General features: G+C 29.5%; 11 protein-coding genes. 10 read left to right on the top strand and 1 reads right to left on the bottom strand.

Annotated elements, in window-relative coordinates; all coding sequences use genetic code 11:
• The first annotated feature begins 181 nt into the window (after positions 1-181).
• From DWZ53_RS10635 to DWZ53_RS10600, 8 genes are all read left to right on the top strand, one after another.
• A complete protein-coding gene (locus tag DWZ53_RS10635) occupies positions 182-610 on the top strand; it encodes a MarR family winged helix-turn-helix transcriptional regulator (RefSeq protein WP_118434148.1) in 429 nt (142 codons plus the stop codon).
• A gap of 10 nt (positions 611-620) precedes the next feature.
• Positions 621-2,345: an ABC transporter ATP-binding protein gene (locus tag DWZ53_RS10630; protein ID WP_118434147.1), complete on the top strand. Its 1,725-nt coding sequence runs from the start codon at positions 621-623 to the stop codon at positions 2,343-2,345.
• Positions 2,345-4,204, top strand: a complete 1,860-nt coding sequence (locus DWZ53_RS10625) for an ABC transporter ATP-binding protein (RefSeq protein WP_118434146.1) — start codon at positions 2,345-2,347, stop codon at positions 4,202-4,204. Before DWZ53_RS10630 ends, DWZ53_RS10625 begins: the two co-directional genes overlap by 1 nt.
• A 128-nt stretch (positions 4,205-4,332) precedes the next feature.
• Positions 4,333-5,820: a UDP-glucose--hexose-1-phosphate uridylyltransferase gene (gene galT, locus DWZ53_RS10620; RefSeq protein ID WP_118434145.1), complete on the top strand. Its 1,488-nt coding sequence runs from the start codon at positions 4,333-4,335 to the stop codon at positions 5,818-5,820.
• A 12-nt stretch (positions 5,821-5,832) separates the two neighbouring features.
• On the top strand, positions 5,833-6,846 hold the full coding sequence (locus tag DWZ53_RS10615; protein ID WP_118434144.1) for an aldose epimerase family protein: 1,014 nt from the start codon (positions 5,833-5,835) through the stop codon (positions 6,844-6,846).
• Entirely contained in the window at positions 6,846-8,126 is a 1,281-nt protein-coding gene (locus DWZ53_RS10610; RefSeq protein WP_118434143.1) for a galactokinase family protein, read from the top strand. Before DWZ53_RS10615 ends, DWZ53_RS10610 begins: the two co-directional genes overlap by 1 nt.
• Positions 8,127-8,156: 30 nt before the next feature.
• Positions 8,157-9,041 (top strand): PHP domain-containing protein, encoded by an 885-nt coding sequence (locus DWZ53_RS10605; RefSeq protein ID WP_118434142.1) that lies wholly within the window; start codon positions 8,157-8,159, stop codon positions 9,039-9,041.
• Between the two features lie 70 nt (positions 9,042-9,111).
• Positions 9,112-10,866, top strand: a complete 1,755-nt coding sequence (locus tag DWZ53_RS10600) for a 1-deoxy-D-xylulose-5-phosphate synthase (RefSeq protein ID WP_118434141.1) — start codon at positions 9,112-9,114, stop codon at positions 10,864-10,866.
• 37 nt (positions 10,867-10,903) lie between these two features.
• Here the strand turns inward: DWZ53_RS10600 and DWZ53_RS10595 are convergent, their stop codons facing one another.
• On the bottom strand, positions 10,904-11,887 hold the full coding sequence (locus DWZ53_RS10595) for a LacI family DNA-binding transcriptional regulator (protein ID WP_118434140.1): 984 nt from the start codon (positions 11,885-11,887) through the stop codon (positions 10,904-10,906).
• 161 nt (positions 11,888-12,048) lie between these two features.
• Here DWZ53_RS10595 and DWZ53_RS10590 point away from each other — a divergent pair, with 161 nt between their 5' ends.
• Positions 12,049-13,170: an aldo/keto reductase gene (locus DWZ53_RS10590; protein ID WP_118434139.1), complete on the top strand. Its 1,122-nt coding sequence runs from the start codon at positions 12,049-12,051 to the stop codon at positions 13,168-13,170.
• A gap of 90 nt (positions 13,171-13,260) precedes the next feature.
• Positions 13,261-14,007, top strand: a complete 747-nt coding sequence (locus tag DWZ53_RS10585; protein WP_118434138.1) for a DeoR/GlpR family DNA-binding transcription regulator — start codon at positions 13,261-13,263, stop codon at positions 14,005-14,007.
• Positions 14,008-14,050: the final 43 nt, after the last annotated feature.

The raw sequence follows: 14,050 nt of genomic DNA, 5'->3' as shown, positions 1-14,050 counted from the left end.
TATTTTATAGCGATTTTCATAAAAGCACTCGATTATTTAAAGCGCCAATATATCTATAATCGTTATAGTATGGTAAATAACAAATTTGATAATAAAAATTGTTTTTTAATTGACAATAAGTTCAATCAGTTATAAAGTTAGGCTGCTAATAGTTAGGATGCTAATGTAAAGAGGAGAGCTTATGAAAATACCATTTTATTTAATGCTTTTTAAAACACAACATGCACAAAGACAAAAAAATTGGAATGTGATGGAAACTTATAATCTATCACCAGGACAACCGAAAGTATTACGATATATAAATCAACATGAAAATTGTAAATTAAAAGACATTGCATTAGAGTGCGATATAGAACCAGCAACAGTAAGCAAGATGATTGATAACTTAGAAAAAAAGAAAATGTTAACAAGGAAAATCAATCCTAGTAATAAAAGAGCTTATCAACTTAATATTACTGAATTAGGGAAAAATGCTTTAGATAAATGGAATGAACATTGTTTAGAGGTGGAACATGTTTCTTTACAAGGTTTTAGCCCTCAAGAAATAGATCAATTTAAGGATTATTTATCTAGGATGTATAAAAATTTAACTAATAAGGATTTAAAGTAGGAGTTTTTTTATGATGAGACGTTTTTTTTCTTATGCTAAAAGATATAAAAAACAATTTATTATTGCTTTTTTATGTGTTATTGGTGAAACAGTATTTGAATTAATTATCCCGGTATTGATGGCAAATATTATTGATTATGGGGTTATGCAAAATAATTCAATATACATTATTAAACAAGGAATCATGATGGCTATTTGTGCTGTTTTGGCGTTAATCTTAGGGGTTTTATATTCACGTTATGCAGCTGAGGCAGGTCAAGGATTTGGTAAGGAATTAAGAAAAGAAGAGTATGAAAGAGTTCAAAAATTTTCTTTTTCTAATAGTGATCATTTTTCTACTTCTTCTTTAATTACAAGATTAACCAGTGATGTGACTATTCTTCAAAATACGATATGTAATGGGTTTAGACCGTTAGTAAGAGCCCCATTCATGTTTTTAATGGCATTGTTTTTAACAATTAAACTTAATGCAAAACTTGCATTAGTATTTATTATTGTTGCCCCTGTTTTAGGAATAGGACTTTATTATATTGTTAAAAACGTAGGTCCAATGTTTAGAAAAATGCAAGCCAATATTGATGAAGTTAATACAGTAGTCCAGGAAAACCTTATTGCGATAAGAACTATTAAAGCCTATGTTAGAGGTGATTATGAAAATAGTAAGTTTGCTCGTATTAATCAACAATTAAGAAATCATAGTGAAAAAGCTTTCCGTTTATCAGTAATGAATATGCCTTTATTTCAGTACATGATGTATACAACGATTGTTTGTTTATTATTTTTTGGTAGTCAAATGATTTTTGCTGGTGAAATGAAAATAGGGGAATTAACAGGTTTTTTAAGTTACGTATTACAAATATTAAATGCCTTAATGATGATTTCCAACGTCTTTTTAATGATAGCAAGATCAATTGCTAGTATGGAACGTATTTTAGAAGTGATGGATGAAGTACCAAGTATTAAAGATTGCCCTCAACCGCTCATGAACATTAATTCAGGAACAATTGATTTTAAACATGTTTATTTTAAATATAACCAAGAAGCCAAAGAAAATGTTTTAAGTGATATTAATTTACACATTGACTCTGGTTCTACTATTGGTATTTTAGGAGGAACTGGTTCGGCTAAAACAAGCTTAGTTCAGCTTATTGATCGTTTGTATGACGTAAGTCAAGGAGAAGTATGTATTGACTTACATAATGTCAAAGATTATTCATTAAAAGTGTTAAGAGACAATGTGGCTATGGTATTACAAAAGAATACTTTATTTTCAGGCACAATTAAAGAAAACTTATTATGGGGTAATAAAGATGCAAGTGAGCAGGAAATAAAATGGGCTTGTAAACAAGCCTGTGCTGATGAGTTTATTGAACGTTTTCCTGATGGTTATAATACTTACTTAGAACAGGGTGGAACAAATTTATCAGGAGGGCAAAAACAAAGATTATGTATCGCAAGGGCATTACTAAAACATCCTAAAATATTAATTTTAGATGATTCAACAAGTGCTGTTGATACTGCAACCGAAACATATATCAAAAATGCTTTAAATGCACTTCAAGATACAACTAAAATTATTATTGCTCAAAGAGTTTCGTCGCTACAACATGCCAGTCAAATTATTATTTTAGATAATGGTAGAATACATGCTGTAGGTAGTCATGATGATTTATTAAAAAATGACAGTATATATCAAGATATCTATTATTCTCAATTAAAAGGAGTTGATTTATAATGGCAAGACAAATAACAAGTGCTAAACCAAAAAATCTAAAAAAAACGTTAGCTTCTTTTAAAAAATATATCGGTTTACATAAAATATCATTTGTTTTAATTGCTTTATTAGTTATTATGAGTACTTCAATTAGTTTATGGGGAACTTATTCGATTAAAACAGTCGTTAATGAATATGTATTAAAAAATGATTTTCATGGTTTGATTCAATTTATTATTTTTATGGCTATTATTTATTTTATTGGGGCAACGAGTACGGCTATTTATAAACAACTCATGGTTCATACAGCGCAAAGTATTGTTCAAGAAATGAGAAATGATTTATTTTCTAAAATGCAAAAATTACCTATTACGTATTTTGATCAACATCCTCATGGAGAAATCATGAGTCGATTTACTAATGATTTAGACACGGTTCAAGATGCTTTAAATAATTGCTTTGATACATTGATTCAAAGTTTTATTATGATTACAGGAACTTTATTTTTAATTTTTGTTTTAAGTTGGCAATTATCTCTTATTGTATTTGCTTCAATGATTGTCATGTATTTTTTAATCCAATATCTTACTAAAAAAAGCAAAATATATTTTAAAAAACAACAAGCTTCTATGGGGATACTCAATGGTTTTATTGAAGAAATGATAGATGGGAGTAAAGTTGTTAAAGTATTCAATCATGAAGTAGAAAATTCAAAAGAATTTGATCAAAAAAATCAAGATTTATTTCATGAAGCAGTAGAAGCATTAACCTTCTCTGGAAGAACTATTCCTACTGTAGTGAGTATTTCATATTTTAATTATGCTTTAGTTGCAACTGTAGGTGGATTGTTTGCAATAAATGGTGTGATGGATATTGGTAGTTTATCGTCTTACTTGGTGTTTGTTAGACAAACAGCCATGCCAATTAATCAGTTTACACAACAACTTAACTTTATTTTAGCTGCGATGGCGGGGGCTGAAAGAATATTTGATTTGATGAATGAGATAGAAGAAATTGATGAAGGTCAAGTTACTTTATGCAGGGTCAATATTAATGAAAATGGTTTAATGGAAGAAACTAATGTAAATACTGGACATTGGGCATGGCGTCATCCTCGAAAAGATGGAACTGTTGAATTAGTTGAATTAAAAGGAGATGTACGTTTTCATCATGTTGATTTTGGATATCAAGAAAATCATATGATTTTAAAAAATATAGAATTGTTTGCTAAACCGGGTCAAAAAATTGCTTTTGTAGGAAGTACAGGTGCTGGAAAAACAACAATTATTAATTTGATTAATCGTTTTTATGATATCAATAAAGGAAGTATTACTTATGACGGTATTGATGTTAAATTAATTAAAAAAGATGATTTAAGACATTCTATATCTATTGTTTTACAAGATACACATTTATTTAGTGGTACTATTAGAGATAATATTCGTTATGGTAAGTTAGATGCGAGTGATAAGGAGGTAGAGGAGGCAGCCAAACTTGCTAATGCTGATGGTTTTATTAGAAGATTGCCTCAAGGATATGATACTTATTTAAGTGGTGATGGGGCAAACTTGTCTCAAGGACAACGACAATTATTAGCAATCGCAAGAGCAGCTATTGCTAATCCACCAGTTTTGATTCTTGATGAAGCGACAAGTTCTATTGATACGAGAACTGAAAAATTAATTGAAAAGGGAATGGATCGCTTAATGGAAAATCGAACAGTATTTGTAATAGCACATCGTCTTTCAACTGTTAAAGATGCAAATGCAATTATGGTCATGGATCATGGTAAAATTATTGAACGAGGAAATCATGACGATTTATTAAATAATAAGGGTCGTTATTATGAATTATATACAGGGAAAACAGAATTAGATTAAAGGCACTACATAACGAAGTGTCTTTTTTTGTTTAGTAAAACTGATTATATTTACTTAAATGTTTAGTAAATATAATTGACTTTGTTTACTTAAATGATACAATTATAGTGTATGAATGGGGGATAAATATGAATCATCAAATAAATCGACTTATCCAATATGGATTACAACATCAACTTATAAGCAAATGGGATCAAGATTACAGCATTAACTTATTATTAGATTTGTTTCAACTAGAAGATTTTCAAAAAGAAACCATTTGCGAACCATTAGAAAGATGTGATGATATTTTAAATCATATGCTAGATTATGCATGTCTTCATGGTATTATTAACGATACTGTTACTGAACGTGACTTGTTTGACACGCGGATTATGAATTGTCTTATGCCACGACCTAGTGAAGTCATTAATCAGTTTAATCAGCTTTATTTACATTCACCAAGGGAAGCTACTCAGTATTTCTATCATCTGTCTTTAAGTTCTCATTATATTCGAAAAGAAAGAATTGAAAAAAATATCTCTTTTAAACGTTTTAGTCAATATAGCGAATTTGAAATTACAATTAACTTGTCTAAACCTGAAAAAGATCCTAAAGAAATTGCAAAAATGAAAAATGTAAAATCGAGAGGGTATCCAAAATGTTTATTATGTAAAGAAAATGTAGGTTATGCAGGAAGAATGAATCATCCAGCACGACAAAATCATCGTATTATCCCTGTAGAACTAGATCACAGTCAATACTATTTACAATATTCACCTTACGTTTACTACAATGAACATTGTATTGTTTTTAATGAATCGCATATACCGATGGTAATCAATAAAGAGACATTTAAAAAATTACTTTCTTTTGTTGAACAGTTTCCACACTACATGTTAGGAAGTAATGCTGATTTACCAATTGTCGGAGGTTCAATTTTAAGTCATGATCATTTTCAAGGTGGATGTCATCATTTTCCAATAGAAAAAGCAGAAATTATTAAAACAATACATCAAGATGCTTTTCCTCAATTAAAAATTGAAATTGTTAAATGGCCTTTATCAACAATTCGTTTGACTTCTAAAAATAAAGAGGATGTGATTGAATATAGTGATAAGATATTAAGTAATTGGATTCATTATAGTAATCCTTCTTTACAAATTTTAGCTTATAGTGATCAAACAAGACATAATACCGTCACGCCTATTGCAAGAATGGTAAATGGAGAATATCAAATGGATATTGTATTAAGAAATAATCGTACAAATGAACAATATCCTGACGGCATTTTCCATCCTCATCAAAATTTGCACCATATTAAAAAAGAAAATATTGGTTTAATTGAAGTAATGGGACTTGCTGTTTTACCAGCACGATTAAAAAATGAATTAACTTTATTGAAAGATTGTTTATTAGGTAATAAGAATATTGATGAAATCGATGAAATAAAAAAACATAAATCATGGTATGTACAATTAAAAAATCAATACCAAATGAGTAAAACAAATGTAGACGAAATATTAAGTCAAGAACTTACCAATAAATATGTTCAAGTATTAGAAGATGCTGGTGTTTTCAAAATGAATGATGAAGGCATCGGTGCCTTTGTTTCTTTTGTAGAAAATATAGAATAAGAGGAGATAAATATGATTACAGTAACAAAAAAAATAGATGATCAAATTGATTTACTTACAATGAAAAATGATGAATTAGAAATCGTTGTATCTAATTATGGATGTACAATTGTTAAAGTTTTAATGAAAGATAAAGAAGGAAATAGAGATGATGTTGTTTTAGGATATGATGATTTCAGTCAATATCAAACCTTAGATGCCTATCTTGGTGCTTTAGTTGGTAGAGTGGCTAATCGTATAAAAAAGGGAGAATTTACATTAAATGGTGAAACATATCATCTGCCTATTAATAATGGTCCTAATTCATTACATGGTGGGATTAAGGGCTTTTCATATCAAGTATTTGATTACCAAATTGTTAATGATTACACAATAGAATTTCATTATGTATCTAAAGATGGTGAAGAAGGTTATCCTGGAGAACTAGATTTTAAAGCAATCTATACTTTGAATCATGATACACTTACGATACGTTATCTTGCTTCTTCATCAAAAGACACACTGATCAATATTACTAATCATTCATATTTTAATTTATCAGGTAAAAGAGAAAATATTTATCGACATTTATTAAAAGTACATGCTCATCAATTTGCATGTGTAGACAAAGATGGTTTAACAACTGGCAAAATGAGAGATGTAACTGATACACCATTTGATTTTAATGAATTTTCTTATATTGGTGAAAGAGTAGAGATGGAAGATGAGCAGTTAAAATTGGGTAATGGTTTTGATCATCCATTTATTTTCAATAAAAAAGAAAATCAAGTGGAATTATTTCATCAAGGAACAGGTAGAAAATTAACAGTATCAACAACTTTACCAGGGGCTCAAATTTATACAGCCAATTATTTAGATGGTCGTTTAGGCAAAGAAGGACAACATTATTATCAAAGAGATGCTGTTTGTATTGAAACTCAAAATTTACCAGATGCGATTCATATTGAAAAAAATCCAAGTACAATTTTAAAGAAAGGAGATTTATATGATGAAACAACATCATATAAGTTTGAGGTGATTAAATAATGAAAAAAGCGAGTTTAATTATTGAAGATATTAAAAACAATCAACTTAATTCAACATTTGAAACAATTTATGTTGATACAAATCTTATTGAAGGACAAAAAGAAAGATATATTCAAGCACTTCACAAATATATTGAAGTATATGGTGATCAAGAAGTTGAAATCTATAGTACTCCTGGAAGAAGTGAAGTATGTGGTAATCATACTGATCATCAACATGGTGAAGTCCTTGCTGCAGCAATCAATCTTGATATGATTGCAGTTGTTTCTAAAAAAGATAAAGGAGTTAAAGTATTATCGGATGATTATGATATTCGTGAAATTCCTATATATGATTTAGAAATGAAAGAAAATGAGAAAGAAAGTTCAGAAGGACTTATTCGTGGCGTACTCGCAAAATATCAAGATTTAGGATATCAAATTGGTGGCTTTAATGCATATATGACAAGTGATGTTTTACAAGGATCAGGACTCTCTTCATCAGCTGCTTTTGAAGTAATGATTGGAACAATTTTATCAGGTTTATATAATGAAATGAAAATTGATCCTGTTGTCATTGGTCAAGTTGGCCAATATGCAGAAAATGTATATTTTGGCAAACCTTGTGGTCTAATGGATCAATGTGCTTGTTCGGTCGGAAGCTTAATTCATATTGATTTTAAAGATCCTCAGCAACCATTTGTTGAAAAAATAAATGTGGATTTTAAAGAATTTAAACATAGTTTATGTATTGTTGATGTACATGCGTCTCATGCCGATTTAACACAAGATTATGCTTCTATCCCTTATGAAATGAAAGAAGTCGCTCATTATTTTAATAAAGAATTTTTACGCGATGTAGATGAACAAGAATTTTATCAACATATTCCTCAAATAAGAGAAACTTTACAAAATGATCGAGCAGTTTTACGTGCTATTCACTTATTTGCAGAAAATAAGCGTGTTGAAAAAATTGTATCGGCATTAAACAATAAAGATTTCGAAACATTCAAAATGATTATTAGTGAATCAGGAAATAGTTCATTCCAATATTTACAAAATATCTATTCTAATCAATATACTACAAAACAAGCGGTTTCTTTAGCTTTGGCTTTATCTAAGGATATTTTAAAAAATCATGGTGTTTGTCGTGTACATGGTGGTGGTTTTGCAGGAACAATTCAAGCCTTTGTAGAAGATGATTATGTTGATACTTATAAACAACAAATTGAAAAGTATTTTGGTAAAGATTCTTGCCATGTTTTAAAGGTAAGAGGTGTTGGTGGAACGAAGGTTTATTAGCCCATACTTTGTAATATGAAGGAGAAAAATATGAACCAATTTATTGATTTGCATATGCATAGTTATTATAGTGATGATGGTGAATATACACCTTGTCAGTTAGTTGAAATGGCTCATCAAAAAGGCATAAAAATTATGGCTATTGCTGATCATAATTATGTAAAAGCTAATCAAGAAGCTTTGAAAGAAGCAAATAAATATAGTATGAGTTATATTCCAGCTATTGAAATTGATTGTACTTTTAAAGATATTGATTTGCATGTTTTAGGTTATGGTATTTCATCTAGCCAATTTAATGAATTAGGAGATGCTATATTAAATCAAGAGTTGCAAGCTAGTGAAAAGAAGATTCAACTTGTTGAACAATTAGGTTTTCAAGTTAATCGAGATAAACTTGCTGAGTTGACGAATACGGGTGTTTATACCGGTGAAATGTTTGGAGAGCTTTTATTAAATGACGAACGATATCATGATCATGAGTTATTAAAACCTTATCGTCAAGGAGGAAGTCGTAGTGATAATCCTTATGTTAACTTTTATTGGGATTATTTTTCACAAGGGAGACCTTGTTATGTACCGATTGTTTTTCCCTCTTTAAACAAAGTAATTGACCTAATTCATCATGATGGCGGGATTGCAGTTTTAGCACATCCTGGACAAAACTTAAAAGGAAGATTTGAAGTGTTTGATGATATGATTAAATTAGGTATTGATGGCGTAGAATCCTTTTCAAGTTATCATAATCAAGAAACTAATGATTATTTTTATCGTAAGGCTATTAAAAATCATTTGATGTATACTTGTGGTAGTGATTTTCATGGTAAAACGAAACCATCAATTAAACTTGGACAAATGGGATGTTTTATTGATGAACACGAAATAGAAGAACAACTAAAAAAATATAATTTAATTTAAAAAGCATATTGACTTGAAGTTAACTTTAAACTTTATAATAGCCTCATCTTAAAGAGATGGAGGCTATTTTATGTTAGAAAAGATTAATAACCCAAAAGATTTAAAACAATTAAATTTATCTGAATTAAATGAATTAGCTGATGATTTAAGATCAGCTTTAATGAATCGTTTAAGTAAAAAAGGGGGTCATTTTGGACCTAACTTTGGAATGGTAGAAGCAACAATTGCTTTACATTATGTATTTAATTCTCCTATTGATAAATTTGTTTTTGATGTATCACATCAAAGCTATTGTCATAAAATGTTGACGGGAAGAAAAGATGCTTTTGTAGCTGATGAACATTTTGGTGATGTTTCAGGATATACAAATCCTGAAGAAAGTAATCATGATTTTTTTAATGTAGGACACACTTCTACATCTGTTAGTTTAGCATCAGGTCTTGCTAAGGGACGTGATTTGGCTGGCGGTCATGAAAATATTATTGCCATTATTGGTGATGGTTCTTTAAGTGGTGGAGAAGCATTAGAAGGATTAGATTTTGCTAGTGAATTACATAGTAATTTTATTATCGTTGTTAATGATAATGATATGTCAATTGCAGAGAACCATGGTGGTTTATATCACAATTTAAAAGAATTAAGAGAAACAAAAGGACAATGTGAAACTAATCTTTTTAAAGCGATGAATTTAGATTATATTTATTTAGATGAAGGTAATGATATAGGAAAACTTATTGAAACATTTAATCAAGTTAAAGATATCGACCATCCAATTGTTGTTCATATTCATACAATTAAAGGGAAAGGTTATCATGAAGCAGAAATTCATAAAGAAGATTGGCATTGGTGCATGCCTTTTAACCAAGAAAATGGACAACCATTAGATACAACATATCATCAAAATTATGGTGATTTAACATGTGATTATCTACTTGATAAAATGAAAAAAGATCCTCGTGTTGTTGCTGTGGTTGCAGGGGTACCGACTAATATTGGATTTACTGAAGATAAAAGAAAACAAGCAGGAAAGCAATTTGTTGATGTTGGAATTGCTGAAGAACATGGGATTGCTTTAGTTTCGGGTATTGCTAAAAATGGTGGTAAACCTATTTTTGCGACACATTCGAGTTTTATGCAACGTACTTATGATCAAATTAGTCAAGATTTATGTATTAATCAAAATTCAGCTACACTTATTGTAAATACGGCATCCATTTATGGTATGAATGACATTACTCATTTAGGTATTTACGATATTGCGATGATGTCTAATATTCCAAATCTTATTTATTTGGCACCTACAAGTAAAGCAGAATATTTTGCAATGCTTGATTGGTCAATTGAACAAAATCAGTATCCAGTAGCCATTCGTGTTCCTTGTAATGGTGTGATTGAAGATGACAGAGAAGTAGATCAAGATTATAGTCAGTTAAATCGTTATAAAATTGAAAAATTAGGTGAGAAAGTGGCTATTTTAGCCTTAGGTGACTTCTATCAAATTGGTGAAGAATTAGCCAGTGAAGTTGAAAAACAATGTGGATTTATACCGACACTTATTAATCCTCGTTATATTACTGGCATCGATGAAACAGTTTTAACTTCATTAAAAGACTATCAATTAATTATTACTTTAGAAGATGGTATTCTAGATGGTGGCTTTGGTGAAAAAATCAGTCGTTATTTTGGATTAAGTGATGTAAAAGTAAAGAACTATGGTTTCAAAAAAGAATTCTTAGATCGTTATGATTTCCATGATATTTTAGAAAAAGAAGGTATTACAATTAACCAAATGCTGAATTTAATCAAAAATACAATTCAATCATAATACATGCTAAAAAATCCTACCTATTAAGGCAGGATTTTTATTTACATGATTCTCTTTCGATTAAAAAACATGGCATGAGTATTTTTATAGGAGATAAGTTTTCATGTCGATTATAGGCATCAAAAAGATGTCTTGCTCCCATATATCCCATATCAAATGTTGGTGCAAAAATGGTAGTAAGTGGGGGATCAGTATAATTCGTTGTTTCAATATTATCAAATCCCATTAATGAAATATCTTCAGGTACTTTTATATGATGTTCTTTTAATGCTCTTAAAGCTCCAATTGCAATTGGATCACTAGCAGCAAAGATAGCAGTTGGTAATTGATTGTTCATAATTAACTCATTGGTCATATTAAAACCAGCTTCAATGGAAAACTGTTCCTCTAAAATTGTATATTTTATATCATTTTCAAGACAGTATTTTTCAAAATATTGTTTTCTAGGATCAGGGTAAAGTTGTTCGTTAATATATTCTTTACCACCAAGATAAGCGATAGCAGTATGTTTAATAGTAAGGTAGTCCATTGCTTTTTTGATTGCATTTTTAAAATCTAAAATAATACAGCATTCATGAATAGGTTCGATATTCATATCTAAAAAAATAATATTAGGGCATATTCTTTTAAATTGTTCTATATCTTGTTGACTGTATTTACCAATGCATACAAGTCCTTGGATATGATCTAAATGATTTAAGTAATCAATATCGGTTTGAAAAACTCTTTTAATTCCAATTTTATTTTGAAAACAAAATTCTTCCACACCTTGACGGATACTTAAATAATAGGGATCTTCAGTTTCTTGAACAGGTGATAGCCATTGAATAATGCCGATTGTCATGACAGTTTCTATTATTTTCTTTTTTCTTTTTTTATTATAGCCAAGCTGGTTTGCTGCATCAATAACTCTTTGTCGAGTTTCTTGAGGCACATTTAATGTCAAATCATTGTTAAGAATTCTTGATACACTTGCACTTGATACACCAGCTAAATGCGCAATATCTTTAATTGTAGCCATAAATACCTCCAATCTAACTGTATTCTAGCATTTACTAAATTTAAAATCAATATTTACTAAAACTCAGTTGTTCACATAATTATTCACAATGTGAATAACTTCAAAAAATACTTGTCCTCAAGTTAAGTTTAAGGTTTATAATGAAATAGGAGGAAAAGGTTATGGAAAAGAAATTAGGATTTGGATTGATGAGATTACCATCATTAGATGCAAATGATCCATCAAAAATTGATATTGAAGAAACTAAAAAAATGGTTGATTCATTTATTGAACAAGGATTTACATATTTTGATACAGCTTGGATGTATTGTGGCTTTGCTAGTGAAAATGCTGCTAAAGAAGCATTGGTTTCACGTTATCCAAGAGATGCCTATACACTTGCTACAAAATTACATTCAGGTTTTATTAAAACAAAAGAAGATCGTAACAAAATCTTCAATGAACAATTAAGTAAAACAGGAGTAGATTTTTTTGATTATTATTTAATTCATGATATTAATTCACATAGCATTGAAACTTATAATAATTTAGAAGTTTTTGATTGGCTTCAAGAAAAGAAAAAACAAGGATTAGTCAAAACAATTGGTTTTTCATTTCATGATGGGCCAGAACTTCTTGATCAAGTTTTAACTGAACACCCAGAATTTGAATTTGTACAATTACAAATTAATTATCTTGATTGGGACAGCGCAGGTGTGCAATCACGTAAATGTTATGAAGTAGCTACAAAACATCATATTCCTGTATTTGTTATGGAACCAGTTAAGGGAGGAACACTTGCTAATGTACCTGAAAGTGTAGAAAAGATGTTTAAAGAATATCATCCGGATATGTCTATTCCATCTTGGGCTATTCGTTTTGTTGCCAGCTTAGATAATGTTAAAATTGTTTTAAGTGGTATGTCAAATATGGCACAATTAACAGATAATACAAGTTATATGAGTGATTTTAAACCTTTAAATGATGAAGAATATACTTTAATTAAAAAAGCAGTTAAAGAAATTAATTCATCTATTAAGATTCCTTGTACGGGATGTTCTTATTGTACAGATGGATGTCCAATGAATATTAATATTCCTAAATACTTCTCATTATATAATGCCGATTTACAAGAAGTAGAAAGTAAAGGATGGACACCACAAGGCGAATACTATAATAACCTTACTAAAAAATTTGGTAAAGCAAGTGAATGTATTGAATGTGGACAATGTGAAGGTGTTTGTCCACAACATCTTGAAATTATTAAAGGATTAAAAGAAGTAGCAGCTCATTTTGAAAAATAGAACTTTGTTCTATTTTTTCTTTTATATGAAAGAATGGTTAGTTGTATATGAAATTAAAATATGATATTCTTTTTTTAAAGGAAGGATCGTATGAATAAAAGACACAATCAAATATTAGAATTATTAACAAAAAACAAAAAAATAGAAGTAACAACACTTTCTGAAATGTTAAAAGTATCTCAAGTGACAATAAGAAAAGATTTAGCTTATTTAGAGGAATGTGGATTATTAATTAGAGAACATGGCTATGCTAGATTAAATAACAGTGATGATATGAATATTAGATTAGCCTATCATTATAAACAAAAATTGGAAGTAGCTAAAAAAGCAGCTGAATTGATTCATGATGGTGAAACACTGATGATTGAATCTGGTTCATGTTGTGCTTTGCTGGCTTTAGAGATTGCTAAAACAAAAAAAGATGTGACACTGATTACTAATTCTGCATTTATTGCTGATTATGTTCGTAAATATTTCCAAATAAAAATTATTTTATTGGGTGGTGAATACCAACACGAATCACAAGTGATGGTGGGACCAATGATGTCTAAGTGTGCTGCGACTTTTTTTGTAGATAAACTTTTTATTGGTACTGATGGTTTTAGTATAACAACTGGTTTTACGGGAAATGATTATATGCGTTGTGAGGCGGTTAAAGATATGGCAAAACAAGCTAATCAAGTTATTATAGTCACTGAGTCTGATAAATTTCATCAAACAGGGATGGCTAATTTGATATCACTTGATCAAGTGTCAAGTGTTTATACTGATTCGGGTATTCCTCAAGAAATAGAAGAGTACTTCAATGAAAAGAAGATTAAAATTGAAAAAGTATAGGCTATTCAAATAATTTAGGGGGTTCAACTTTGGGGGTCTACTT

The sequence above is a fragment of the Coprobacillus sp. AF33-1AC genome (assembly GCF_003475785.1).
In the GTDB taxonomy this organism is placed as follows: domain Bacteria; phylum Bacillota_I; class Bacilli_A; order Erysipelotrichales; family Coprobacillaceae; genus Faecalibacillus.
The sequence above is the reverse complement of the archived record's forward strand: the minus strand, read 5'-3'. Positions and strand labels throughout refer to the sequence as shown.